The 26,214-nt window shown below is 53.9% G+C and carries 25 protein-coding genes and 1 pseudogene; 25 read left to right on the top strand and 1 reads right to left on the bottom strand.

Annotated elements, in window-relative coordinates; genetic code table 11:
• The first annotated feature begins 7 nt into the window (after window positions 1-7).
• The 15 genes from MOST_RS09860 to MOST_RS09795 all read left to right on the top strand — a co-directional run bounded on the left by MOST_RS09860 (window position 8) and on the right by MOST_RS09795 (window position 14,952).
• Window positions 8-361, top strand: coding sequence for a YlbF/YmcA family competence regulator (locus tag MOST_RS09860; protein WP_054938392.1), 354 nt, complete (start codon window positions 8-10; stop codon window positions 359-361).
• A gap of 84 nt (window positions 362-445) precedes the next feature.
• On the top strand, window positions 446-841 hold the full coding sequence (locus tag MOST_RS09855) for a Fur family transcriptional regulator (protein ID WP_083476870.1): 396 nt from the start codon (window positions 446-448) through the stop codon (window positions 839-841).
• 91 nt (window positions 842-932) lie between these two features.
• On the top strand, window positions 933-3,011 hold the full coding sequence (locus tag MOST_RS09850) for a flagellar assembly protein A (protein ID WP_054938390.1): 2,079 nt from the start codon (window positions 933-935) through the stop codon (window positions 3,009-3,011).
• A 21-nt stretch (window positions 3,012-3,032) separates the two neighbouring features.
• Window positions 3,033-3,713: a Crp/Fnr family transcriptional regulator gene (locus MOST_RS09845; RefSeq protein WP_054938389.1), complete on the top strand. Its 681-nt coding sequence runs from the start codon at window positions 3,033-3,035 to the stop codon at window positions 3,711-3,713.
• A 128-nt stretch (window positions 3,714-3,841) separates the two neighbouring features.
• Entirely contained in the window at window positions 3,842-3,970 is a 129-nt protein-coding gene (locus MOST_RS18245; RefSeq protein ID WP_277995741.1) for a hypothetical protein, read from the top strand.
• Between the two features lie 195 nt (window positions 3,971-4,165).
• Entirely contained in the window at window positions 4,166-4,849 is a 684-nt protein-coding gene (locus MOST_RS09840) for a response regulator transcription factor (RefSeq protein WP_054938388.1), read from the top strand.
• A complete protein-coding gene (locus MOST_RS09835) occupies window positions 4,846-6,669 on the top strand; it encodes a sensor histidine kinase (protein WP_054938387.1) in 1,824 nt (607 codons plus the stop codon). The genes MOST_RS09840 and MOST_RS09835 overlap by 4 nt, the downstream gene beginning before the upstream one ends.
• Before the next feature lie 40 nt (window positions 6,670-6,709).
• Complete coding sequence (locus tag MOST_RS09830; protein WP_054938386.1) at window positions 6,710-6,907, top strand: FmdB family zinc ribbon protein; 198 nt, start codon at window positions 6,710-6,712, stop codon at window positions 6,905-6,907.
• A gap of 179 nt (window positions 6,908-7,086) precedes the next feature.
• Window positions 7,087-7,836: a tetratricopeptide repeat protein gene (locus MOST_RS09825; RefSeq protein WP_161952828.1), complete on the top strand. Its 750-nt coding sequence runs from the start codon at window positions 7,087-7,089 to the stop codon at window positions 7,834-7,836.
• 176 nt (window positions 7,837-8,012) lie between these two features.
• Complete coding sequence (locus MOST_RS09820; RefSeq protein ID WP_054938384.1) at window positions 8,013-9,074, top strand: uroporphyrinogen decarboxylase family protein; 1,062 nt, start codon at window positions 8,013-8,015, stop codon at window positions 9,072-9,074.
• Window positions 9,067-10,065, top strand: a complete 999-nt coding sequence (locus MOST_RS09815) for an ABC transporter permease (protein WP_054938383.1) — start codon at window positions 9,067-9,069, stop codon at window positions 10,063-10,065. The genes MOST_RS09820 and MOST_RS09815 overlap by 8 nt, the downstream gene beginning before the upstream one ends.
• A 25-nt stretch (window positions 10,066-10,090) precedes the next feature.
• Window positions 10,091-11,617: a sugar ABC transporter ATP-binding protein gene (locus tag MOST_RS09810; RefSeq protein ID WP_054938382.1), complete on the top strand. Its 1,527-nt coding sequence runs from the start codon at window positions 10,091-10,093 to the stop codon at window positions 11,615-11,617.
• Between the two features lie 99 nt (window positions 11,618-11,716).
• A complete protein-coding gene (locus tag MOST_RS09805) occupies window positions 11,717-12,709 on the top strand; it encodes a sugar-binding protein (RefSeq protein ID WP_054938381.1) in 993 nt (330 codons plus the stop codon).
• Between the two features lie 60 nt (window positions 12,710-12,769).
• Window positions 12,770-13,903, top strand: a complete 1,134-nt coding sequence (locus tag MOST_RS09800; RefSeq protein ID WP_054938380.1) for a uroporphyrinogen decarboxylase family protein — start codon at window positions 12,770-12,772, stop codon at window positions 13,901-13,903.
• Between the two features lie 11 nt (window positions 13,904-13,914).
• On the top strand, window positions 13,915-14,952 hold the full coding sequence (locus tag MOST_RS09795) for a LacI family DNA-binding transcriptional regulator (protein WP_054938379.1): 1,038 nt from the start codon (window positions 13,915-13,917) through the stop codon (window positions 14,950-14,952).
• Window positions 14,953-15,007: 55 nt separating this feature from the next.
• On the opposite strand, the gene MOST_RS09790 is transcribed toward MOST_RS09795, so the two are convergent.
• Window positions 15,008-16,339, bottom strand: a complete 1,332-nt coding sequence (locus MOST_RS09790) for a B12-binding domain-containing radical SAM protein (RefSeq protein ID WP_054938378.1) — start codon at window positions 16,337-16,339, stop codon at window positions 15,008-15,010.
• 118 nt (window positions 16,340-16,457) lie between these two features.
• Between MOST_RS09790 and MOST_RS09785 the strand changes: the two genes are divergently transcribed.
• The 10 genes and pseudogenes from MOST_RS09785 (at window position 16,458) to MOST_RS09745 (ending at window position 26,016) form a co-directional block, all read left to right on the top strand.
• Window positions 16,458-17,402 (top strand): ROK family protein, encoded by a 945-nt coding sequence (locus MOST_RS09785; RefSeq protein WP_054938377.1) that lies wholly within the window; start codon window positions 16,458-16,460, stop codon window positions 17,400-17,402.
• A gap of 182 nt (window positions 17,403-17,584) precedes the next feature.
• Window positions 17,585-18,438 (top strand): annotated as a pseudogene (locus tag MOST_RS18540) (tripartite tricarboxylate transporter permease).
• On the top strand, window positions 18,320-18,799 hold the full coding sequence (locus MOST_RS17655) for a tripartite tricarboxylate transporter permease (RefSeq protein WP_054938375.1): 480 nt from the start codon (window positions 18,320-18,322) through the stop codon (window positions 18,797-18,799). Before MOST_RS18540 ends, MOST_RS17655 begins: the two are co-directional and overlap by 119 nt.
• 212 nt (window positions 18,800-19,011) lie before the next feature.
• A complete protein-coding gene (gene larAH5, locus MOST_RS09775) occupies window positions 19,012-20,262 on the top strand; it encodes a nickel-dependent malate racemase, LarAH5 family (RefSeq protein WP_244267295.1) in 1,251 nt (416 codons plus the stop codon).
• A gap of 88 nt (window positions 20,263-20,350) precedes the next feature.
• Complete coding sequence (gene thiS / locus MOST_RS09770; RefSeq protein ID WP_054938373.1) at window positions 20,351-20,551, top strand: sulfur carrier protein ThiS; 201 nt, start codon at window positions 20,351-20,353, stop codon at window positions 20,549-20,551.
• A gap of 65 nt (window positions 20,552-20,616) precedes the next feature.
• Window positions 20,617-21,681, top strand: a complete 1,065-nt coding sequence (locus tag MOST_RS09765) for a uroporphyrinogen decarboxylase/cobalamine-independent methonine synthase family protein (RefSeq protein WP_054938372.1) — start codon at window positions 20,617-20,619, stop codon at window positions 21,679-21,681.
• A gap of 202 nt (window positions 21,682-21,883) precedes the next feature.
• Complete coding sequence (mraZ, locus tag MOST_RS09760) at window positions 21,884-22,315, top strand: division/cell wall cluster transcriptional repressor MraZ (protein WP_054938371.1); 432 nt, start codon at window positions 21,884-21,886, stop codon at window positions 22,313-22,315.
• Window positions 22,316-22,326: 11 nt separating this feature from the next.
• Window positions 22,327-23,283, top strand: coding sequence for a 16S rRNA (cytosine(1402)-N(4))-methyltransferase RsmH (gene rsmH, locus MOST_RS09755; RefSeq protein ID WP_054938370.1), 957 nt, complete (start codon window positions 22,327-22,329; stop codon window positions 23,281-23,283).
• A 3-nt stretch (window positions 23,284-23,286) separates the two neighbouring features.
• Window positions 23,287-23,808: a cell division protein FtsL gene (gene ftsL / locus MOST_RS09750; RefSeq protein ID WP_054938369.1), complete on the top strand. Its 522-nt coding sequence runs from the start codon at window positions 23,287-23,289 to the stop codon at window positions 23,806-23,808.
• Window positions 23,809-23,892: 84 nt separating this feature from the next.
• Window positions 23,893-26,016 (top strand): stage V sporulation protein D, encoded by a 2,124-nt coding sequence (locus MOST_RS09745; RefSeq protein ID WP_054938368.1) that lies wholly within the window; start codon window positions 23,893-23,895, stop codon window positions 26,014-26,016.
• Window positions 26,017-26,214: the final 198 nt, after the last annotated feature.

Here is a 26,214-nt window from a genome sequence, read left to right as displayed (position 1 = left end):
TCCCCTCATGGAAGTCTATGACCGCGCCCATGAATTGGCCCGTGCTTTGAGCAGGAGTAATGAATATAGCGATTTTCGCCTGGCCCGGGCCAAACTGGAAAGCAATCCCGCCAACCTTAACATGCTACGGGATTTCCGCCGGCGCCAGTTGGAGCTGGAAATGGCCATTTTAAGCGGTAAGGAACCGGATCCAGCTTTAAAGCAGGCCGTAGAGGAAAGTTACCGCATTATCAGCCTCAATCCCTCCATAACGGCCTATCTCGCCGCCGAAGAAAGGGTGGCCCGGCTGCTGGCCGATATCCAGAAAATACTACTTGATGCCATGCCTGAATGGGGAAAAGATATAGGTGTGGTAGATTGACAAAAAGTAAAATATTAGCTTATAATAGAAGTGATAATTGTTACCAACAAGTTGGTGAGGATTATGGAGCCAACAGGCAAGCGCATGACCAAACAAAAAAAGGTCATCCTGGACATCCTGCGCAATACCGATACTCACCCCACAGCCGACTGGATCTATGCCCAGGCGCGCAAAATTTTACCCGATATCAGCCTGGGAACCGTTTACCGTAACCTTGGGGTTTTAAAAGAAGCCGGCGAGATTATGGAATTAAATTACGGCAGCACCTACAGCCGCTATGACGGTAACCCGGAAAATCATTACCACTGTGTCTGCCTGGAGTGTGGCCGGATTACCGACCTGGATATGCCGGTACACCAGGAACTGGAAAAAGAAGCTGAAGCCAGCGGTTGCGGTAAAATTCTTTATCACCGCTTGGAGTTTTACAGTATCTGTCCGGAATGCCAGCAGCAAAAATTGCAGCAGCAAAAGAATGACTAAAGCCAGGTGCATAAGCCTGGTTTTTTTAAAGGATTCCCCCATTTAACCGAGAATTAAAATAAAAGTATTAATTTGGGTAGGGGTGGGGGTTGTGGCGGCCGGATGTATAAGGGTCGAAGGCAAAACAGTAGAAGAGGCCATCCGCAGGGCGGCAGGTCTCCTGGAAGTTTTGCCTGAGGAATTAGCGGTGGAAATAATCGATGCCGGGAGCCAGGGTTTTTTAGGTATAGGCCACCGGCCGGTGGTAATTATGGCCCGGCCCGCCGGGGAAGTAACAGCAGCAGAAACAGGAGACGACCGTGGGGTACTGGGAGCCGGGCAGGAGGATAAGCCGGAACCTGATTTAGAGGCCGCTTTGGAAACGAAGCCGGTTTTAGAGACAGGTGCAGTAATGGAGCCGGCAGGAGAGGAACGTCCCGCTTATGCCTGGGTTGAGGCGGGCCAGGTTCATATCGGAGGGGGGGAACCGCCGGCCACCATTATCTCCGGCGACCATTTCGAACTTTATGTTAACGGCCAGTTTATAGCCGGCGAGGTTGCCGTCCGGGCTGGCGATACCATTACCGTCAAGCCCAGGGTGGAGCAAAAAGATGGCGAGTGGAAATTGACGGTAGCCAGCGATGGCCTGACGGCAAAGTTAACAATTAAACCTCGTTATGAACGGACCTGGAAGCTAAAGGACCAATCCCCGGCCAGCCGTCTGGAATTAAAGGGTGAACCAGTAGATATTGCCCTGCCGGCCATTACCCGGGAGGAACTCCTGGCCGAATTAAATCGCCAGCAGGTTGTTTATGGTGTTGACGAAGAAGCCATCCAGCAGGCCTGTACGGCGACCAGGGAGATGGAAATAGTCGTTGCCCGGGGCCAGTCACCCCAGCCCCCTGAGGATGCCCGGGTGGAATATCTTTTTAGTACTAGTGAAATGGCGAGAAGAGAAGTAGGTGAGGAGGAACGGGTGGACTACCGGGAGATGGTGATACGGGTCTCAGCGGCAGTGGGTGACCTCCTGGCCATCAAGATACCGCCGCAGCCCGGCAAGCCAGGAATGACGGTTACCGGCAAAGCCATTCCTCCACCTGAACCAAAGGATATCGAGCTGGTGGCCGGGAAAGGGACGGAGGTTATCGATGGCCAGCGCTGTGTGGCCACGGCCGAGGGTCGTCCCCAGTTAAGCCAGCGGAAGGGGAAAGTAATAATTGATATTATTCCGGTCCTGGTACACCGGGGAGATGTTGACCTCGCTTCCGGTAACATAAAGTTTAAAGGCTGTATCAATATTACCGGCAATGTCACCGAAACCATGCAGGTGATTGCCAGCCAGGATGTAGAAATCGGTGGTGACGTTACCCAGGCCACAGTTCGCGCGGGGGGAACCATTTTTATTCGCCATAACTGCATTGGCTCGCTCCTGGTTGCCGGAGGTATTAACAGCATCTACCAGAGCGCGGAGCCAGTCTTAGCCGACCTGGCCCAGCAATTATCCCTCCTCCAGGCAGCCGCCGGGCAGCTGGAGCAGGGCGCCAGGAGGCAGGGGGGAGCGGCCTACTCCCTGAACACCGGTTACCTGATTAGTGTCCTGGTGGAAAATAAGTTTAAAAAGTTGCCCTCGCTGGTAGCCAGGTTGGAGCAGCTCACCCGGGGCGTGGAAGGAGGACCGGAGGAACAGAAACTAGTCCAGCTGGGGCGTGAACTGGCCCAGGCCTTCGGGACTTCGGCTGCCATCCAGAGTCTCAATACGGTAAAACTGGCCCAAATAGCGGCCGCCGTCGAGGAGATGGCCGCCTACTGCCGGCAGATACCCCATGATGGAGGGAATATTACTTTAAGCTATGCCCTTAACAGCAAAATCCAGGCTAGTGGGTGGGTTAAAGTTACCGGCCGCGGCTGTTTTAATACCGAGATTGTAACCGGGGGCAAGGTGGAGATCCAGGGCGTTTTCCGGGGCGGCAGCGTCTATGCTGGTGATGATGTGTATATCAAAGAAATAGGCTCCAGCGGCGGTGCTAAAACCCTGGTACGGGTTGCCGAAGGCAGGGTAATCAAAGCCAGTAAGATCTGGCCGAACTGCACCCTACAGATAGGCAAGCGTATCCGCCAGATTGATAATGAAGAAAATCGAGTTATGGCCTATTTAAATAGTGAGGGTGATATGATCCTGGGAATATTTTGATGTAAAAGAAGGTGCGGGTAAATGGCCGAGAACTGGGAGTTTTTACGCCAGGTACCGGTATTTGCGGATCTAAGCCCGGAAGAGTTACAGCATATTGTTTCCCTGGCCCTTTTGCGCCGCTATCGTAAGAATATGTATATTTTTATGGAAGGCGAGCCCGGCGACGCCATCTATTTTGTCAAAAAAGGGGCTATCAAACTATTCCAGGTGCTGGAGGACGGCCGCGAAAAGATCCTGCACTTCGTCCGGGAAGGGGAAATCTTTGCCGAAGTCCTTTTATTCGAAGGCGGCCCTTACCCGGCCACGGCCGAGACGCTGGAAGATACCGAGGTGGGTATTATTCGCAACGCCGATATGGAAAGGCTTCTCAGCCAGCATGGGGAGATGGCTGTTAAAATCATTAAAGTTATGAGCCGGCGCCTGCGCCAGGCCCAGGAGCATATCCGGGACCTGGCCCTTAAAGGGGCCTACGGGCGCCTGGCCAGTACCCTCCTCCAGCTGGCCAGGGATTACGGGACGCCCAAGGAAGATGGAATCACCATCGACCTCAATTTGAGCCAGCAGGAACTGGCCAGCCTGATCGGTACTTCCCGGGAAACAGTGGCCCGGATTTTAAGTGACTTCAAACGCCTGGGGGCTGTGGGAGTAGAACGCCAGCGAATTACCATTCTGTCGCCCCAAAAGCTGGCCGGCTGGGATTAAGCCGCTAATGGGGGATTTTATACCTTCCACCAGCTAAATAATACTGTTTAATCCTTAGCCCTTGCGAAAAGAAATAAAGGTATTATAAAATAATAACGAAAGCTAAAGGTTAAGGAGGGTTAAACAGAATGGATGGCCGGCAATCAGCACCAGGCAGGCCGGAATCCAGCCAGGACTGGGTAGAGCGCCTGCAGTGGCTTGGTATTAAAGTGGAAGAACCACGGGATAAGGGCGAGAATCACGCTGCTACCGTGTAAGGGATAATACATTGGCTTTGACCCTGCGGCGACCCCAAAACAAGGGCTTAAAACCCGCAGGGTTTTTCGTGTCTACCCCTTTTACTGCCGGTATGTTATCATGATATCCGGTAGGAGAGGGGTATTTTACTGCCGGTTGACAGGGTAGGGAAACAGGATTTATCCTTAAGATATACACTAGGGGGGTATATAAAGATGGAAAAGTTGCGCATTCTGGTAGCCGATGACGAAGCGGGCCTCCGGCAGCTGGTGCGCTTATATTTAGAAAAAGAAGGCATGGTTGTTGCCGAAGCGGCTACCGGTCGCCAGGCCCTGGAGAAACTCCAGCAGGACAAATATGATCTCCTCATCCTGGACTTGATGATGCCCGACGGCGATGGGTGGAGTGTCTGCCGGGAAGTACGCCAGAAGATGGACCTGCCCATTATCATGCTGACGGCCCGGGGAGAAGAAATGGATCGTTTACTGGGTTTTGAGCTGGGGGCAGACGACTATGTAATCAAGCCCTTCAGTCCCCGGGAACTGGTAGCCCGGGTGAAGGCCCTGTTGCGCCGGGCCGGGGCCGGCCTGCAGCGGGGAGAGGAGTTGCAATTTCCCGGCCTCAGCATTGATATTGCCGGCCGGGAAGTTAAGGTCGACGGGCGGGCGGTAAACAACCTGACGCCCAAGGAATTTGACCTTCTCCTTTTCCTGGCCCGGCACCCAGGCCAGGTCATGAGCCGGGAAAAGATCCTGGAAAAGGTCTGGGGTTATGATTTTTACGGCGACCTGCGGACGGTAGATACCCATATCAAGAATCTGAGGGAAAAACTGGGCCGGGAGCGCGGGTTTATCACTACGGTCTGGGGTGTCGGTTACAAGTTTGAGGTGGGGCCATGATCAGCAAAAGTATTACTACCAAGCTGTGGTTGCTCCTGGTTTCCCTGGTGGTGGTCAGCCTGCTGGCCATTGGCCTTTCTCTGCACCAGTTGCTGGGGAATTACTATTACCGGCAGCAGGTGGAAGATATGCTGGCCACAGGGGAGATGTTGGCCCAGAGCCTGGCTGGCGCTGATGCCGGCAACCTGGCCGGCCAGGCGGAGATCCTCAGTAAAGCAGCTGGCACCGGGGTGATGATCATTGACCGCCAGGGCCTGGTAATTTCCTGCAGCAGTGATGCCGGGACAGGCATGGGTATGGGCATGGGTATGGGCATGAGGATGGGCCCTGGCTGGAGTCATGGCCTGCACCAGCAAGACAATTGGCCGGCAGCCGGCATGCACCTGGACGGTGACGAAATCCGGCAGGTGCTGGCCGGGAATACGGTCATCAAGCGGGGTTACCAAGACATCTTTAATACCAGGATGTTGATCGTGGCTGTGCCTATCAAGGCTGCCGGGGGTGTTGACGGGGCGGTTATCCTGTTTGCTCCCGAGGCTTCTTTGAGTGCAGCCATAGCGGCAGTAGACCGCCTGATCCTTTATTCCGGCGTGGGGGCGGTACTGCTGGCTACCTTGCTTGCCCTCTTTGCCGCCCGCCGGGTAACCAGGTCCTTGAAGCAAATGAGCCTGGCGGCGCGGCAGATGGCCCGGGGCGATTTCAGCGGCCGGGTGCCGGTAACTTCCGAGGATGAACTGGGCCAGCTGGCCGGCAGCTTTAATTTTCTGGCTGAGGAACTGGCCCGGACCGTAGCCGCTCTGTCCCGGGAAAAGGAAAAGCTCGACCGGGTGGTCAGGGGGATGACTGACGGCGTCCTGGCCTTTGCACCTGACGGGCGGGTTCTTTTTGCCAATCCCCAGGCGGAAAAGCTCTTGGGGCTATCCCTGCCACCGGGGTCGGTGTTGCCGGCAGAGTTGCTGGCACCCTTCCGGGCAGCCGCAGAGGGCGAAGGTGCTGCGGGAGAAATCAGGTGGCGGCAGCAAATCTTTGCCGTCCGGGCCGCGCCCCTGCAGGGGGAGGAGCCTGGCAGACAGGCGGCCGTGGCTATTATCCAGGATATAACCGCCCAAAAACAACTGGAGCAACTGCGCCGGGAATTCCTGGCCAGCGTATCCCACGACCTGCGGACACCCTTAAGCTTTATCCAGGGTTATGCCGAGGCCCTGGCGGACGGCCTGGCCGCCGGGGAAAAGGAGCGCCAGGAGTATACCAATTTTATCCTGGCCGAAGCCGGCCGCTTGCGGCGCCTGGTGGATGACCTTTTTGATTTGAATAAAATGGCAGCCGGCCAATTATCTCTGGAAATGGCCGATGTTGATGCCGGGGAATTGCTGGCCGGGGTGGCCCGGAAATACCGGCCCCTGCTGGCGGAGCACAAGCTAGAACTGGAAGTAGAAATACCGCCTTCTTTACCGGGGATCCGGGCCGACGCCGGGCGCCTGGAACAAATCATGGCCAATCTCCTGGATAACGCTCGGCACCATACGCCACCGGGGGGCAGGATCAGGATAACAGCTGGCCGGGCGGGCAATGAAATTAAGGTCAGCGTGGCTGACACAGGCAGCGGCATCCCTCCGGAAGATCTACCTTATATCTGGGAACGTTTTTATAAGGTGGACAAGTCCCGTTCCCGCCGGGACGGGGGTAGCGGCCTGGGCCTGGCCATAGTTAAAAGCCTGGTGGAAGCCCACGGCGGCCGGGTGGAGGTAGAAAGCCAGTTGGGTAAGGGGAGTACCTTCAGTTTCTATCTGCCCCTGCATATTGACAGCGAAAATAGCTGATAGTAAAATAGTTACGGTAAAAATAGTGGGGGTGAACGAAGTGCCAACCTATGATTTCCGCTGCCAGGAGTGCGGTGAACGTTTTACCGTTAAGATGTCCTGGAAGGATAAAGATAAAGCCACCTGCCCCGCCTGCGGCAGCCAGAAGTTACAGCAGCTCTTTACCGGGATTACCATCCTGGGTGGTAGCAGCAGTGGCGGCAGCTGCGCGGCACCGGCCGGCAGCCGCTTCAGCTGAGGGGGTTAAAAGCTAAAGGGCCGGCGGCCCTTAAAAACCATATACTCTGCCGGTAAACGCTAACGGTATTGAGGTCTACCCTGAAGCTATAAAGCTTGGGGTATTTTTTTAATTTTAATTGCACTGTTGTCTTGCCATTGACACTGCCTGTCCCTTAAGTTATGATGGGGCAGAGAGGGGTGGACAAGATGGGTATGATGACTTCCCTGCGCCGGCTGAGCAAAAAGCGGCCGGTCCTGGGAATTTTATTTGTGGTGGTCTTGAGTATCGGGTTAATCGGCAGTTATGCCATATTTGCTTCGCCGAAGGCGCCGGTGGTCCCACCGGAGGCCCAGGCGCCGGCAGCGGATGCGGCCCAGCAGCAGGCTGAGGCCATGCAGAAGATGGCGCAGGAGCAAATAGGCAAACTAGAAACGGAAATCAGCGATTTACAAAAAGAAGTGCAGGCCAACCCCAACGATGTGGCCACAATTCTGAAACTCGGTGATAACCAGTATAACCTGGGGACACTCTATCTCTTTGCGAACGGCGACCAGGATAAGGCTATCGAAAGTTTCAAGGCGGCCGTAGCCAGTTACCAGCAGGTGCTTAAACTTAATCCCCAAGAGAAGGGTGTCAATTTGCGCCTGGCCGGAGCGGCCCTGTACGCTGGTGATGACAAGCTGGCAGAAGAGAACTTCCAGGCTGCCATTAAGGCCGACCCGGGGGATAATAATGCCCGTATGACCTACGGTATGTACCTGGCGTCCATGAAAGGCGACTTGCAGGGCGCTATTGACCAGTGGCAGGAAATTTTAAAGCATAACCCGGATAAGGACCTGGCCGACCAGGTCCAGGAAATGATCAAGCAGGCCGAAGCTGCCAAACAAAAGGCGAACGAGCCTGAAGGCGGCCAATCACAAAGCCAGGAGCAGCAGACGGGAAAGTAGTAGAAAACCTTATAGTGAGAAACCAGCCTTTAAGGGCTGGTTTTTATTTTTGGGAAGAAAAAGGTTAGCTTATAGAAAATCTCTAAAAACCTTTTAGATAAAGAAGGAATTCAAATAAAAACGTCGAATTAATCTATAACACTAAAACGTTTTAAAAACGGAGTTGGAGCGAAACGATGAATTCCTTAACGCGTGCCTTAAAGACCATCAATTTAGAAATACCTGACCGGGTGCCAGTAGACCTCCATTCCTTTGCTGTTGCTGCTTATAATACTGGCAAGCCTTTCGGCGAAGTGTTTAAAAATGGCAAATTGATGGCTGAAGCCCAGTTAAAGCTATGGGAGCGCTTTGGGCATGATGTAATCCTCCTGGAAAACGGAACAACAGCCATGGCAGAAGCCATGGGTTGTCAGGTTGCTTACCCTGATGATATACCACCCAAGGTAGTGGAGCCGGCTTTAAAACGTTTAGAAGACGTGGAAAAATTAACTTTACCCGATCCCGGCAGTACAGCCACCCTGCCGCAGCTTTTAATAGCTACACGGCGGGTAGTAGAAGAACTCGGCCAGGAAGTGTTTATTATGGGCCGGGCTGACCAGGGACCCTTTTCACTGGCAGCCTTGGTGCGGGGTATTGACAACTTCATGCTGGATTTAGCCCTGGGTACCCAGAAGGAACTGATTCACCAATTGTTGGAAGTTTGCACTCAAGCCGTTATCCGTCTGGCCCTGGCTCAGCTGGAAGCTGGTGCCCATGGCACCTCTATAGGTGACAGTCTGGCCGGACCCAGCTTAATTTCCCCGGCCATGTATATGGAGTATGCTTTCCCCTATGAGAAAAAGGTGGTGGAGGCTGTAAAGGCCGCCGGCGGGGTTGTTGCCCTACATATCTGTGGGGATACCACGGCGATTGTTGACCAAATGGTAGAAACTGGTGCACAAATTTTAGAGATTGACGAAAAAACCGTTTTACCGAAAGCCAAGAGCGCCAGCCAGGGAAAGTGTTGCCTCCTGGGGCAGGTATCGCCGACGGCCCTGCGTAATGAAACCCCGGCTGAGATCGAGCGCATGGCCAGACGGACCATTGAAATCGCTGGCCGTGACGGTGGCTTAATCCTTGGTCCCGGTTGCGCTATGGCCGCCGATACCCCGGCAGCCAACATTGAAGCCCTGGTAAGGACGGCCAGAATTTACGGGCAATATAAGAACATGTTGGGAGGAAGAACCAATAATGACTAAAATTACCGCTGGAGAAGGCCAGCAAGGGGAAACGAATAAAGAGCGAGCAGCTTTTAACTGGCTTAAAGCCCAGGAAACAGGGCTTGTAATCCCTCTGGTCCTCTTAATTTTGCTCATTGGCTTTATTAATCCAGCTTTTTACAGCTACGAAAACATTATCAATATCTTCCGCAACACGGCCTTTACCTTTATTGTTGCTGTAGCCATGACCTTTGTCCTGATTGCCGCCGGTCTGGACTTATCAGTAGGTTCGGTGATAGCTCTGGGCGGGGTGGTTACCGGCCTGGCTTTAAAGGCGGGTATCCCCGTGCCTATAGCCATGTTGCTGGGCATATTACTGGGCATTGGTATAGGTCTAATTAATGGTACGATAATTATCAAATTTGGCATCCCTCCTTTGATTGTTACCCTGGGCATGCTTTACATGGCCAGGGGGGCGGTACTGGTATTAACCCAGGGCGCCCCGGTTTACCCCCTCCCTAAAGCCTTCAATGCTATCGGTCAGGGAGACTTGGCGGGCATCCCCAATGTCATCCTGATTGCAGCCGTCATTGGCATAGTGGCACATATCATCCTGACACGGACTACTTACGGCCGGGCTGTCTACGCTGTTGGCGGTAATTCTGAAACAGCCCGCCTGTCGGGTATCAACGTCAACAAGATTAACCTGTCGGTATACGTCCTGACCGGTGCTGCCAGCACCTTGACGGGAATGCTGATGGCCGGGCGTCTGGCTTCGGCCCAGGCCAACGCTGGTGCCGGTTGGGAGCTGCAGGTCATCGCCGCGGTAATTATCGGCGGCACCAGTATGTTCGGTGGTTCGGGGTCAATTTTAGGCACCTTACTGGGCGCCTTCTTCATGAATGTAGTAGCTACTGGCATGATTTTAATGCGAATTTCTGCGTATTGGCAAGACCTGGTCATCGGCGCTATTATCGTCCTGGCTGTTGGTATCGACCAGTACCGGCGGCGGAAAACAGGATTGCATTAATACCTGGCGACAGGAGGAAATGGTCATGGGAGCGGATGCGCTTCTGGAAATGAAAAATATCACCAAAAAGTTTTTTGGGGTTACTGCCCTGGATAATGTTAATCTGGACCTACGCCAGGGGGAAATCTTGGGCCTGGTAGGCGAAAACGGCGCCGGAAAATCGACTTTGATGAAGATACTAAGCGGTGCCTACCCGGCGGGAACTTATGATGGCGAGATCTACCTCGACGGGCAATTGCGGACCTTTCAAAATAAGCACCAGTCAGAAGTAGCAGGCATCGAAATGATCTACCAGGAAATCAGCCTGCACCTGGACCTAACTGTAGCCGAAAATATCTTTCTAGGCCGGTTGCCGTCGAAAAAGAATTTCTGGGTTGACTGGAACCGGGTTTACCAGGAAGCCCGGTTGGCCCTGGAAATGGTTAATCTAAAAGTTGATGTACGGAAGCCAGTTCGTAGTTTAAGCACCAGCCAGCAGCAACTGGTAGCCATTGCCAAAGCTCTGGTGCGCCGGCCCAAGATCCTGGTTCTTGATGAGCCCACATCCGCTTTGACCGAAGCTGAGACTAAAAATTTGCTCGAGCTATTACTGAAGCTAAAAACTGATGGTGTATCCTGTATTTATATTTCCCATAAACTGGATGAAGTCTTTACAATTGCCGACAGGATCACCGTTTTACGCGACGGCCGGACCATTGCCGCTTATGAGCGCCAGGCTGTCGATCCAGAACGGGTAGTGGAAGATATGGTGGGTCGCAAAATTACCAATATGTACCCCAAGTTAGAAGTTACCCCTGGCCCGGAAGCCCTACGGGTGGAACATTTGACGGTCCCCCACCCGCTGGCTACAAAGAAAAACATTATTGAAGATGTAAGTTTTACCGTTCGCAAGGGGGAGATCTTAGGCCTGGCGGGACTGGTAGGTTCGGGCCGGAGCGAACTGGTCAACGCTGTTTTCGGTGCCTTGCCTACCCGGGGCGAGCCAGCTATTTATCTTGAAGGTCGGCAGGTGCGGATTAAGAATCCCCTGCAGGCCATTCAGCTGGGCCTGGGATTAGTTACTGAAGACCGGCGGCGCTCCGGCTTTGTTGGGACATTGAATATTCGCCAGAATATCTCCCTGGCTAGTTTAGGGAAAATCTCCCGGCGCGGCTTTATCATCCCTAGCAAGGAAATGAAAGAAGTCGGCCGGCTGGTTCGGCAGCTCCAGATCAAAGCTCCCAGTACCGAAAAAAGTGTTCTAGCTTTAAGCGGCGGCAACCAGCAAAAAGTAGTGCTGGCCAAGTGGCTGCTGCGGGACGTGAAAGTGCTTTTCCTGGATGAACCTACCCGGGGGATTGACGTCGGGGCTAAGATAGAGATTTATAACTTGATTAACACTTTAGCCCAGAATGGTGTAGCCATTGTTATGATTTCTTCAGAACTGCCAGAACTGCTTTCCATGTGCGATCGCTTCCTCGTCCTGGCTAAAGGCAAAATTCAGGATGAATTTTACCGGCATGAGGCCAGCCAGGAGCGAGTCATGCGGGCAGCAACCGGGTTGCTGGCCTGAAGCGAGCTTATAAGGGGGGAGTGATAGTCAGAGGGTCGAGAATTTAGATTTAAAAAAACAACTAGTTTTGAAACAAAACAATTAATGGAGGGATTGGAGATGCTTAGCAAAAAGAGGATTATTGCTTTATTGCTCATGCTGACCATGATAGCTACCCTGGTAGTAGGTTGTGGTCAAAAAAGCAACCAGCAAAGTAATAGCGCTACTGGATCCAAGGACAAGCAATTACGCCTAGTATTTGTTACACCTTTAATTGGCCACCCGGTATGGCTGGTAGCCAAGGAAGGTTTTGATGATGCCGCTAAAAAGTTTGGTTTTCAGGGTGACTGGGTAGGACCTCAGGGTATTGACGCCAATGCTATGATCCAGCAAATTGAAAACGCCATTGCATCTAAAGCTGATGGTATCATTACCATGGCTCTCAACCCCGAAGCATTTCAACCAGTGCTGGAGAAGGCCCAGAAGGCCGGTATACCTGTGGTGATAGTTAATTCTGATGCTCCCAATGCTCCCAGGCTGGCCTATATTGGTACCGATGAAAAGAATTTAGGAACAATCGGCGCTAAAGAAATAATCAAAAAGCTAAATGGGACACCTGCCAAAGTAATTACCATGCAGAGTACTATGGATGCTAAAGTCGCTAATAAAATGAGGGAAGCCTATGAAGAAGAATTAAAGAAAACGCCGGGAACAGAGATTTTAGCCAGGGAATCTGACAACAGTGATATGATGGTCGCGGTACAGAAGTTCCAAAACCTCCTACGCACTTACCCCCAGGCCAATGTTATTATCGGTGTAGCAGCGGAAGTAGGACCAGCTGCAGCCAAAGTGGTTGAGGAAATGGGCCTGAAAGATAAAGTAACTATCGTCGCCATTGACGATATGAAAGAAACGGTGGATTACATTAAAAGTGGGGTTATCTATGGTACTTTAACCCAGAACTTTTATCGTATGGGTTACCAGGCCGCCCAGCTGCTGGTGGAAAACATTAAGGAAGGTAAAAAGCCGGCCCAGCAGGTCATTGACTCCGGGACAATCTTTGTCACCAAAGACAACATCGACACCTATAAAGAGCAAATGAAGAAATGGTAATTTAAGACCGGGGTGGCTTGCAAGGTCACCCCGACTTCATACAATATGGAGGGGTTTTATATGGCTGAATTAACGCCCCGGGAAAGGGTCAGGCTGGCACTCCAACACCAGGAACCCGACCGTGTGCCCATTGATAACGGCGGTTTTGTTTCCGGAATGCACGAAGTTGCCTATAAAAATCTCCTGGCCTACCTTGGCCTGGAGAAGGAAATTAAAATTACTGATCCGGTGCAGCGGTTAGCCGATGTGGATGAGGAAGTATTAAATAGATTACATGTAGATACGCGCTACCTTTTTGCCAGTGCAGGTTCCAAGTGGGAATATCGTGAAGACGAAAATGGTTACTGGTATGATGAATGGGGGGTATTACATCAGCATACTGGTTATTATGCCGATTCCGTTGGTCATCCTCTGGCAGGAATGAGTCTGGAAGAAATTAAAAGTTATAAATTTCCTGATCCCCAGGACCCGGGGAGGTTTGCCGGATTAAAAGAAAAGGCAAAAAAACTTTACGAAACGACAGATTATGCTTTAGTGGGTGGAACAATTGGTGCTTTATATTGCCCGGCCTGGGATCTGCGAGGATATGAACAGTTCATGTATGATACTGCGGCGGACCCCAAACTGGCCAACTATTTGCTTGATAAGCTGTTAGAGTGGTGGATGGCTTTTTATGAAGGATATTTAGAAGCTATTGGTGAATATATTGAATACCTGTGGACGGGGGATGACTGGGGTCAACAAACAGGACCACTAATTAGCCCGGCAAGTTTTCGCGAGACGGTAAAACCCCGTTTTGCCAAACTCCACGAATTTATCAAATCTAAGACCGGAGCTAAAATTGCTTATCATAGCTGCGGTTCAGTTTACTGGGCTTTAGGGGATTTTGCTGATATGGGCGTTGATATTGTCCATCCTCTGCAACCTACGGCAGCCGAGATGGATGATTCGGAACGGATTAAGAAAAATTTTGGGGACCGTTTAAGCTTTCATGGCGGTACCAATAATCAGGGAGTTTTTCACCTGGATAAAGATTTAGTGATTGCTGATGCCAGGCGGCGTATTAAGGCTCTGGCCCCAGGTGGCGGGTATATTTTTTCATCCGGCCATAATATCCAACCCAACTGTCCACCTGAAAATATCCTGGCCCTTTTTGATACTGGCTATGAATATGGGCGTTATCCTATTAGATAGAGAGGTATTCCATGAAAACTACCCTTAAGGATGTGGCGGCCCTGGCGGGGGTCTCCCTAGCCACGGCCAGCCTGGCTTTAAACAACGGTAAAGGTGTCAGCGCGGAAACCAGGGAGAGGGTACTGGCGGCGGCCCGGAAGCTCAATTATGTCCAGAGTACCATTGGCCGCAACCTAATCACCGGCCGCAGTTACACCGTGGGGCTCTATATTTTAAATGCCAGCAATAACCCCGACTTGACGGGGGAGTGCTCCTATTTTTACCCCCTTTTACGAGGCGTATGGAGTGAGGCCGAAAAAGAGGGATATTCCCTTAATTTCGCTGTAAAACTTTGGGAGGAAATCGAGCAAAGCAATTTTATTGTTCAGAAAGCCCTGGACCAGTCAATTGATGGCATGATTATTATCCCGCAATACAATTATCATTATAGCTTTCTCCAGGAATTGGAGCGGCTCGGTTTTCCCTATGTAATTATCAACCCGATGATTTGCCTGGACCGGGGCAAAAGTATAGCACTGGATAACTATCTCGGGGCAGCCCTAGCGACCCAATATCTTATCGACCAGGGGTTCACACGGCTTGGTTTTATTAACGGACCACCAAACCATCATGACGCCATCATCCGGGAAAAGGGCTTTATAGAAACAGCCGCCAGGGCGGGTATTAAAGTTGATAGAGATTTAATAGAGTATGGCGATTTTACCACCCGCAGCGGCTACCAGGCTATGAACCGCATCCTGACACGGGGCGTGGTACCTGAGGGTCTTTTCTGCGCCAATGACTATATGGCCAGTGGGGCCATGCATGCGCTCTATGATCATGGTTACCTGGTACCGCGGGATGTGGCTATTATTGGTTATGATGATACAGATGTTGCCAGTAGCGTCTACCCCCAGTTAACAACAGTGCGCAATCCCACTTATGAAATCGGCAAAGCTGCCATGCAGCGTTTGTTATCATATATAAAGGGGGAGACCAGCTTACAGGAGATAATCTTTAAACCAGAGCTTATCATCCGGGAATCATGCCGCAAAAAAGAAAACAAATAGGGAGCCAAATAAAAAACGGGTAATAAAAAGAGCCGGTCTATCAACCGGCTTTTTACTACTTAACCAGGGAAGGCCGCGGCACAGTAAAGCTACCGGAGCGGAGTCTTTCAAGAAAATGGTTAAAGCGCTTGCGAATATTTAAATTCAGGGCCCAGAGAATGGCGGCGTGCTTTTTGGCCAGTCCCAGGCGGCGGGAGATGGAACCCAGGGAGTAAAATTCCTGCCAGGCCCAGTTAAAGCCTTCCTGCAGGGTTTTAGCGCTCATGTTTTTAGGCTCAAAGACCACCTTGCTGATGGTATACTCGCTCCAGTCGTTGCTGGTGATCCGACCTTCCCGCTCCAGGGCCTCCCGCAGGGGCGTTCCCGGGAAGGGGGTCAGGATGCCAAACTGGGCCGCCTCCAGGCGGTTGTCCTGGGCAAATTTGACGGTCCGTTCAAAGACGCTTTCATCGTCTTCGTCAAGGCCAAATACAAAGGCACCCTCAATAGCAATGCCGTGGTCGTGGATCTTTTTGATGGCCTCCCGGTATTCTTCCACCCGGTTAACGGCTTTACCTACGGCCTTGAGGTTACCAGGGGACAGGGATTCAAAGCCGATAAAGAGCCCGATGCAGCCACTGGCTGCAGCCAGCTGCAGCAGTTCTTCGTCCCGGGCGATATTCAGGGAACCCTGGCTGAACCATTTTATTTTCTTAGGCAACCGGGCCAGTTCAGTGAAAAGGCGGCGGGCATAGCCGGGATGGCCGACGATATTATCATCGATAAAGGCGATTACTTCGCCTTCCAGCCCGGCGACTTCGTGGATTACCTCCTCCACCGGCCGGAAGCGGAAGCTTTTGCCGAAGAACTGGCTGACGGTGCAGAAGGAGCAGGCAAAGGGGCAGCCACGGGTCGTCTGGACGGTATCGGGTACTAGGTAGCGGTCGCGGAGTAAAAGGTCCCGTCGCGGGTGAACCATATGTTCCAGGGAAGGGCGTTCATGCTGCCGGTAAATGGGCTGCAGCTTTCCGTCTTCCAGGTCGGCGAGGAGCCGTTGCCAGGAGCCTTCAGCTTCGCCGATGACCACCGCGTCGGCATGGGCGCCGGCCTCTTCCGGCAGGGCCGAAGGGTGCATACCGCCCAGGACTACCCTGGTGCCCTTTTTCCTGAAGGCGTCGGCAATTTCATAGGCCCGGGGAGCCAGGGCCGTCATGGCGGAAATACCGACCAGATCGTACTTTGCATCGAAGTCGAGATCGGTTAAACTTTCATCCAGGATAGTCACCTCGTGCTGGGGTGGCGTCAGGGCCGCCAGGGTGATTAAATTCAGGGGTGGGAAAATGGACTTTTCCTTTTCACTCTCCCAGAGAGGGTCATGCCAGGCCGGGGCGATTAAAGCAATTTTCATCTTAATTTACCTCCAGCAAAGGTTTTTAGCAATAATATGGCCATGACGGCGAAGAATTATGTATATTGTTCTCTTTTTGGCGTCGAAATCCTGCATTTAATGGAAGGGATGGGTAAAGTTGTGTCTTTTGGGTGTTGATCTCGGCGGTACAACTATAAAGGCCGGGCTGGTGGATATAAAAGGACGGCTCCTGGTAAAGGGGCAGGTGCCAACCGGCGCTGCTGAGGGAGCAGGGGCAGTTTTGGAGCGTGTCGCAGCCCTGGCCGGTGACCTGGTCCGCCAGCAGGGGCTAACAATGCAGGATATAAAGGCGGCAGGTATCGGCATACCTGGCTCGGTGGATGTGGAAAAAGGGCTGGTCCGCCTGGCCCCCAACCTGTTCTGGCGCGATTTTCCCCTCCGGGCCGAACTGGCTGCCCGGTTAAATTTACCGGTAGCCGTTGACAATGATGCCCACGCGGCTGCCCTGGGGGAGATGTGGCAGGGAGCCGGGCAGGGTTTTAATTCCTTGCTCATGGTGACCATCGGTACCGGCATCGGTTCGGGGTTGATTATTGACGGGCACATTCGGCGCGGCGCCTTTGGTTACGGCGCCGAGATGGGGCACGTTAAAATGGTGCACGAAGGCCCCCAGTGTCACTGCGGTGGCCGGGGCTGCCTGGAAACCCTGGCTTCAGCGACGGCCATGGTGCGGCGGTTCCGGGAATACCTGGCTGCCGGTCAATCGTCCCGGCTGCAGGACAGCCCTGATCTAGGGGCCAGGGAAATCTTAGCGGCCGCCGCCGCGGGCGACGAACTAGCCACCCGGGTTGTAGACTTCGCTGCCAGTTACCTGGGTATGGCCCTGGCCAATGCCGTTTTATTAGTGGGGCCGGAAGCCATCATTATCGGCGGCGGGCCGGCCCAGGCCGGAGAAGTGATCTTAGCGCCCATTCGTAAATACCTGGTTGAAAGCTTAGGAGCCTGGCAGATTAAACCCTTACCGGTCCTGGCGGCCAGGTTGGGCAATGAGGCCGGAATCATTGGCGCCGCTCGCCTGTCCCTGGGTCTACAGGAACATTGAGAATCCTTAAAGCTTACCATGGCTAATTTTGGTCGGGGTATTTTGTATACAGCATTCTTGTTATCCTGGCTAAAAATTTAATGTGGTCAGGGAGGATTTTGTTTCTCCGTATAGAATTAAATAGCAATGGTAAGACCACAGACGTCGGAATAGAGGCGGGAGTATAGATTGAGGCTTCATTTGTGGCCGGGACCTTAAGCCTGGTGGGACTGACCTTCTTTGCCCCTCGCCTGGCCAATGTGGCCCTGGCTTTTGGGCCACCGGAGTACTTCTCCTTGATGTTTATGGCCCTGAGCCTGGTAATCAGCCTTTCGGGGCGGGCTTTGCTAAAGGGGCTCATTGCTACGGCCCTGGGCCTGCTGGTAGCCATGATTGGCCTGGATCCCCTGACAGGGGAAGCCCGCCTGACCTTTGGCACGGTTTCCCTCATGGCAGGGGTTAACTTCATCAGCGTCATCATCGGCCTCTTTGCTATAGGGGAGGTCCTGGTTAATGTGGAACGGGCGGTAGCCTCGATTTATGAAAATAAAATTCGTGACTGGCTACCGACGAAGGAAGACTTAAAACAGAGCTGGGGCGCCATGCTGCGTTCTTCAGTAATCGGCTTTTTCCTGGGGCTCTTGCCGGGGTGCAGCCCGGCGGTAACCACCTTTATCGCCTATGACGCCGAAAAAAGGTTTCCAAACGACCTCACCTCTTCGGCCATGGCGACATAGAGGGGGTGGCGGCGGAAGGGGCCAATAATGCTACCTGCAGCGGTGGTTTTGTACCTTTATTCTCCTTTGGTATTCCTTCCGGGCCGGCCCTGGCCGTCCTCCTGGGCGGGTTTATGATGTATGGCTTGCAACCAGGACCCATGTTGTTCAAGGAAAATCCGGACCTGGTGTGGGCGGTCATCGCCAGCATGTACCTGGGTAATGTTTATCCTGCTGGTTTTAAACCTGCCCCTGGTGGGGTTGTGGGCTCGGATCGCCCTCATTCCCTTCCCCATTTTAGGACCAATGATTATCCTGTTCTCGGTTATCGGTGCCTATAGTGTCCGCTTCTTGATGTTTGACGTTTGGGTGGCCCTTATTTTCGGTGTCCTAGGCTATTTAATGCGCAAACTGGGCTTTCCCTTGGCGCCTATGGTCCTGGCCACCGTCCTAGCCCAGATGCTGGAGACTTCCTTAAAACAGCCCCTGGTTCTTTCCGATGGTTCGCCCCTGATTTTCTTCACCAGGCCCATTGTAGCAGTCTTTATGCTCCTGGCCGTAGTAATGATTGCCTGGGGCCTGTGGCTGCAGTTCAGCGGCTGGGGGCCGAACTGGCGGCTGATGATAGCGATTAAAAAGGTAAGGGAAGACCACAAACTAAAGTTAAACCTCTCTTTATTAATTAGTCTGGTATCTAATTGATGAAGGGAAGCCTTACAGCGGGCTTCCCTGATTGTTGATCGGGCTTAAGACACCCATGCCGCTAACGCGGCACCATAAGAAGGATGAAGATGAAAATAACGGGCTGGCATTTGTTTGGAGCGAGCAAAAACAATGCCAGCCTGGAACGAGGTTATTTTCAGGGTAGACTGTGCCCATTATGGCCTGAAGTAGGGGGGTCGAAATTGACTAAAGTGAAAGTCCCTTACGGGGAAGGGTGCCAGACCGGCGAACTGCCGGCTGGTTTAAGGGTACACGAAATAGCTCCCTGGGAGGTGGCCGGGGTAACCGGTGCTGAAGCTGAGGTACGCCGGGCCCTGGAGAATCCCATTGGTAACCGGGGAGTAGAAGAGCTACGCGGCGCCCAAAAAGTAGTTATTGTCGTTAGCGACCTGACCCGGCCGGTACCCAATGCCGTCATTTTACCGGTCCTGCTGGAAAAACTAAACGCCATCGGTATCAGAGATGAGCAAATTACTATCCTGGTGGGAGCTGGCCTGCACCGGCCAGCGCCGCCGGAAGAATTTCCCCTGATTGTTGGTCCCGAAGTGGCGGCCAGGATCAAGGTGACCAGCCATGACGCCTATGCCCCTGGGATCTTGCGCCAGGTGGGTACCTCTTCCCGGGGGACGCCCATCTGGATCAACCGTCACTACTTGGAGGCCGACGGTCGCATCCTCATAGGTATGATTGACCCTCACCAGATCGTCGGGTACAGCGCCGGCGCCAAGTCCCTGGTCATCGGCTGCGGGGGGGAGGCTACTATCCGCGCCAACCATGCCCACCTGGTGGAGCCGGAAGCTTCCCTGGGGCGGGTTGAGGGCAATCCGGCCCGGGAGGATATTGATGAAATCGGCGGCCTGGTTGGTATCGACCTGATCGTTAACGTGGTCTTGAACAACCATAAAGAAATTGTCCGCGCTGTGGCCGGCCATTACCTGGAAGCCCACCGAGCCGGGGTGGCCGTGGCCCGTGAAGTCAGCGAGGTGCCCGTACCAGAAACGGCGGACCTGGCCATTGTTTCCCCCGGCGGCTATCCCAAGGATATCAACCTCTACCAGGCCCAGAAGGGCCTCTATCACGCCACACCGGTAGTAAAAAAGGGAGGGATAATTATCCTCTGCGCCGAGTGCCGGGAAGGAGCCGGGGAAGATCGCTTTATTGCCGGCATGCGGGCCGGTAACACACCGGCAGCAGTAATGGCGGCCTTCCGCAGCCGTGAATTCCAGATGGGGTTCCATAAAGCTTTTCTCTGGTGCCGCTCTCTGGTCCATGCCCGGGTAATCCTGGTAAGCAGCGGGGTAGACGACGAGCTGGCCCGGGTAATGATGGTCCGTAAAGCGCCAGAACTCCAGGCGGCCATTGACCTGGCCCTGCAGGAGCTTCCAGGAGCCAGGGTAGCTGCCGTACTGCCCAAGGCCAATTCGACGATACCAGTGCTTTAATGAGAAGTTGGAAGTGAGAAGTGAGAATTATGAAGTTTAATGTCCGCCTCTTTGCCAGGGTAAAACCAGGAGGGTTGGAGATAAACTGATGATTGAAGTATGGGTGAATGGCAAACGACTCCAGGTTGATAGAGGTGTTACTGTAACCGGTTTGCTGGCCCGGGAAGGCCTGCTGACTCCCATTGCTACCGTAGCGGTCAACGATAAGCTGTTACCACGGCAAAATTGGGATTACCGCCTCCAGGATGGCGACAGGGTGGAGGTTATCAATTTAATGGAGGGTGGTTGAGGAGGAAAAGGCCATCCGGTGGCGAATTAACCTGGGAGTACCTTATGAGAAAAAGGAGAATCCACATGCCTTTACCTGGTAACTTTTGGGCGGCTGGCATAGGCAGCCTGCCCTATCGGGAGCCCGGGCCGGCCCTGGGCCTCATCTTCAAGCATATGCCCCTGGTACCCCACTGGCCCCAGTTACCCCGGCGGGGGCACCAGGAGCATTTCGTTTACCAGAGCTTATCCCCCCTGGTGCGCCTGGGATTGATTAAAGACCAGCCGGGTGAAATGCCGGTATTTACCGATGCCAGCCCGGAGTGGGCCGATAACCTGACGGCATTTTACAGCCTTTACCTGGAGGCCGAGGCTGGTAGCGAAGAAGCCCTGGCGGCCTTTGCCATTCCCCGGGAAGCCGGAACCGGTTTTTATGCCCTGGTGGAATACCTGGAAAAGGATGGACCCGGTAGAGCCCGGTTTCTCAAGGGCCAGGTAGCCGGCCCCCTTACCGCCGGCCTTTATTTATGCAGCAGCTCCGGGCGCAGCGCCTTTTATGACCCCCAGCTAAGGGATCTCATCGTAAAGACTACTGCCATGCAGGCCTGCTGGCAGGCGCGGGAGCTGGGACGTTTCGGACTGCCGGTGCTGTTATTTGTCGATGACCCGGCCCTGGCCGCGTACGGTACTTCTACCCACGTAGCTCTGCAGCGGGATGACCTGGTGGAGGCCCTGGCCGGGGTGGTGGAGGGGATCAGGGCCGGGGGTGGCCTGCCCGGGGCCCACTCCTGCAGCGGAGTGGAATGGCCCGTCTTTTTTGAAGCGGGCTACCAGATTTTAAGCTTTGACGCCTACAATTACTTTACCTCTCTCCAGGTTTTTGCTCCCGACGTGGCCGCCTTCCTGGACCGGGACGGTGTACTGGCCTGGGGGATTGTACCTACCTACGAGCAGGCCTGGCAGGAAACGGCAGCCAGCCTGGCTGCCAGGCTGAAGGGTGAAATTGAGGAACTGGCCCGGAGGGGTGTGGACCGGGAGCGCCTTTACCGCCAGGCCCTGGTGACCCCGGCCTGCGGTACCGGCGTCCTGGATGCAGATCTGGCGGAACACATCTACAAGTTAACATCCGGGGTGGCAGAACTTATGGCCTGATGGTTCCCTGAGGGCTATGGACCAACTAAAAGAAAGCTTTCTCCCGAAAAACGGCGAAAATATGTTCTATAGCAGAAAAAACTCTCCATTTTGGAGGGTTTTTCTTTTTCTGCAGCAGGAATTTTTATCCTGGCGGCGAATATTATGTGGTGTAAAGTGGGGCATAGTGGCATGAAGTGGTAGGAAAGTGGGATACAGGCCCATGTTCATGGGGGAGTACCAGCATACCATTGATGATAAAGGACGGCTGATTATCCCGGCCCGGTTTCGTGAGGAACTGGGAGAAAAGTTTGTTATCACCAAGGGCCTGGATAACTGTCTTTTTGTCTACCCCATGAGCGGCTGGGCGGAAATGGAACAGAAATTGCGCAGCCTGCCCTTTACGCGGGCCGATGCCCGCGCCTTTGTCCGTTTTTTCTTTTCCGGAGCCACAGAATGTGAACTGGACCGCCAGGGGAGAATACTGCTGCCGGGGAATTTACGGGAATACGCCCGCCTGGAAAAAGAAGTGGTCATTGTGGGCGTTTCCACGCGGGTAGAAATCTGGAGCCGCACCCTTTGGGAGCAGTACTGCCAGGAAACGGCGGCCCAGTACGAGTCCCTGGCCGAGAAAATTGTCGACTTTGATATTTAGAGGTGGCAGCCTTGCCCTATGCTCACCGGCCGGTGTTGCTGGCTGAAGTTTTACACTTCCTTGACCCGCAGCCTGGGGAGATCTTTGTCGATGCCACCGTTGGCGGCGGTGGTCACAGCGCCGCCATTTTACCCCGCCTGCTTCCCGGCGGGCGCTTAATCGGCCTGGACCGCGATGCTGAGGCCATTAACGCTGCCAGGGAGAGCCTGGCGCCCTTTGGGGCAGCCGTAGAACTGATCCAGGCCAATTTCAAGGACCTGGTCCGGGTTTTACAGAGTAGGGGGTTCAGGGCCGTCGACGGCCTCCTCTTTGACCTGGGGGTATCCTCCTATCAACTGGACAACCCGGAGCGCGGTTTCAGCTACCAGGCTGAAGCCACCCTGGATATGCGCATGGGTCGGGAGCAGGAATTAACGGCGGCGACAATCGTCAATACCTGGCCTGAAAGCAAGCTGGCCCAAATCATCTGGGAGTACGGTGAAGAGCGCTGGGCCAGGCGTATAGCCGCCTTTATCGCAGCCGCCCGGCAAAAAGCACCCATTACTACTACCACCCAGCTGGTAGACATTATCAAGGCAGCAATTCCGGCCGGGGCGAGGAGGTCCGGACATCATCCCGCCAAACGGACCTTCCAAGCCCTCCGGATTGCCATAAATGGCGAATTAGATGCCCTCCAGGCGGCCATGGAACAGCTGCAGCAGGTTTTAAATCCAGGCGGCCGAGTGGGGGTTATATCCTTTCATTCCCTGGAAGACAGGATTGTGAAAAGAACCTTCCAGCGTCTAAGCGGCCAGTGCACCTGCCCGCCGGGATTGCCGGTTTGTATCTGCGGCAGGAGGCGGGTTTTAGAACCGGTTACGCGCAAACCGGTAACCCCAGCGGCGACAGAAATCGCCGCCAATCCCAGGGCCCGCAGCGCCAAGCTCCGGGTAGCCAGGAGGGTTCTAAAGGAAAAGGATGGTGAATAAGCTATGTTAGCAGCACCACCACAGGAACTTGCCTATGAAACAAACCTGGTACATAAGCAGTTAGCGGGGAGAAAAAGGCCCGGGCCGCGGGCCCAAAACAGGGCCAGGCAGAAAGTTGTTTTGCTGGGCCTGGTTTTGCTGGCCATTGGCATCGCCTTTGGTAAAACCTACCTGGCCGTACAGCTGGTAATAAAAGGATATGAGCTAGATGCCCTAAAACAAGAAATAAATACTATGCAAAGGGAAAATGAAAGGCTACAATTAGAGGTGGCCCGCTTAAAGGCGCCGGAGAGGATAGCTGCCGTGGCTACCACCCGCCTGGGGATGGTGGAACCCCGGGCTGGCCAGCTTTATTATGTGCCGGGGAAGGCCGGGCAGGGTCAGCAGCTGCAGGTGGCAACAGGAGAACCAGCCGGGAAAGGGGTTGAAACAACAGCGCCTGTGCAGCAGTCCTGGCTGGCAGCCCTTTCCCGGGCCCTGCAAAACTGGTTGGACCCGGTACGTTTAGCCAGGGTCAACAGTTAGTTTGCCGGGGGCCAGCACTAACTTATGCCGTTGTTAGTACTGGCCGAGGCTACACCGGCGGGCCGCCGGTGAGGGGCGAAGGGCATGCAGACCAGTATCAACGTACGTAAGCGTTTAGCTTTTGTTTTTTTTATTTTGGCACTGGGACTGATAACTGTTTTATTACGACTGGCATGGTTGCAGTTTGTCCGGGGTGGAGAGCTACAGCAAAAGGCCCTGGAAAACCGTCTCAATGTCATGCCGGTAGCGGCCCAGCGGGGGGTTATTTACGACCGTAACCGGCATGAACTGGCCATTAGTATAGCCACCGACTATATTGGGGCCTTTCCCCCGGAAATAAAGGATTCGGGTAAGGCTGAGGAAATAGCGGTCAAATTAGGGGCCATCCTGAACATGCCTCCGGATAAAATTTTGGAAAAAATAACCCGTAACACGGGTTTTGAATTTGTTGATCGTCAGGTGGAATTTGATAAAGCCCAAAAAATTAAAGACTTGAAATTACCGGGTATTGAAGTGGTGCCTGAGAACCGGCGCTATTACCCCAACGGGTTACTCGCAGCCCATGTGCTGGGTTTTGCCGGTATCGACAACCAGGGCCTGGAAGGCCTCGAGGCCATGTATGATATGGAACTGGCCGGGAAACCGGGTAAAATTGTCCTGGAATTTGATGCCCTGGGCCATGAAATTCCCCGGGCTACCCACCGTTATATACCGCCGCAGAATGGCCACAGCCTGGTTCTTACCATTGACCAGACCATCCAGTATATTGCCGAGCGCGAACTTGATAAAATCATGGCCAGCCCTACCAGCCCCCGCAAGGCCAATATTATTGTTATGGACCCTAAAACCGGGGAAATCCTGGCTATGGCCAGCCGGCCGGCCTTTGACCCGAATAATTTTAGTAAATACCCCAATAACCTCTGGGGCAACCCCCTGGTCCGGGATGCCTATGAGCCGGGGTCGGCCTTTAAGATTATCACCGCCGCGGCAGCCCTGGAGGAAGGGGTCGTCAAGCCGGGTGACCGCTTTTACGATCCTGGCTATATCAAAGTGGGGCCGGATACCATTAACTGCTGGCTGCCCGGAGGGCACGGCAGCGAGTCCTTTACAGAAGGGGTAAAAAACTCCTGCAACCCGGTCTTTGTCCAGGTGGCCCTGCGACTGGAAGAGAAGAAAGCCGGTCTTTTTTATGATTACATCAAGGCCTTTGGTTTCGGTGAACCAACAGGTATTGATTTAACCGGTGAGGGGACGGGGTTATTGATTCCCGAGAATGAACTGAAGCCCATTAACATTGCCACCATTGGTATCGGCCAGGGCATTGCCGTTACTCCCATCCAATTAATTACGGCTGTAGCGGCGGTGGCCAACGGCGGCCAGCTGATCCGGCCCCACCTGGTCAAGGAAATCCTGGACAATAAGGGTAATGTTATTAAAAAGTACGAGCCTGAAGTGGTACGCCGGGTCATCTCGCCGGCAACGGCCAAGATGCTTGGCGAAATGTTAGAAGGTGTCGTCAGTGAAGGAACCGGGCGCAATGCCTATATCCCCGGCTACCGGGTGGGGGGCAAAACGGGTACGGCCCAGAAGGCCGGTCCCGGCGGGTACATGGAAGGAAAATACGTGGCCTCCTTTATCGGTTTTGCGCCGGTAAATGATCCCCGCCTGGTGGCCCTGGTAACCATTGATGAACCCCAAGGATATCCTTATTATGGTGGGACGGTGGCCGCCCCCATTTTTCAGCGGGTGATGACCGATGCCCTCCACTATCTCAAAGTACCGCCCCAGTATGACAGCAAGCAAAAGGACCTGGAAAAACCCCCGGCGCCGGTTACCGTACCCAATGTTGTCGGCCGTGACCTGGCTGCGGCCCGGGCTGAACTGGAGAAAGCTGGCCTGGCGGTCCGGGTGGAAGGCAGCGGGGGACAGGTAATTGCCCAGGTGCCCAAAGGAGGAGCCGTCGTCCCAGCGGGCACCCATGTGATCCTGTATCTCCAGGGCGATCCCGGGAAGCCCCGGGTGCCGGATGTTGCCGGCCTGCGGGTTAGCGAGGCGGCGGAAATCCTCGAGGCCTATGGCCTGGGCCTGGTACCGGAAGGGACCGGGCAGGCGGCCGGGCAGGACCCTGCCCCGGGAACGGTGGTCTCTCCGGGCACGAAAATAAAGGTCAAGTTCTTTGAACCATCCCTGGAAGTACTGGGACCGTAGCATAATAGCCCGGCGCTTTAGGCGCCGGGCTAACCATTACAAGGTTAAATTGCCAACAGATGGTAAGAATATAGCTAAACCACTCAGGGCAGGTAGGGGCGTGGATATATCCCGGAGCCGCGAATAGTGGAGCAAAGGTCAAAAGGACAGGCGAGGTGAGGCAACCGCTGCCGGCGCCCCGAGGAGCCTGAGCGTACC

It is taken from the genome of Neomoorella stamsii (assembly GCF_002995805.1).
GTDB lineage: Bacteria > Bacillota > DSM-521 > Neomoorellales > Neomoorellaceae > Neomoorella > Neomoorella stamsii.
The sequence above is the reverse complement of the archived record's forward strand: the minus strand, read 5'-3'. Positions and strand labels throughout refer to the sequence as shown.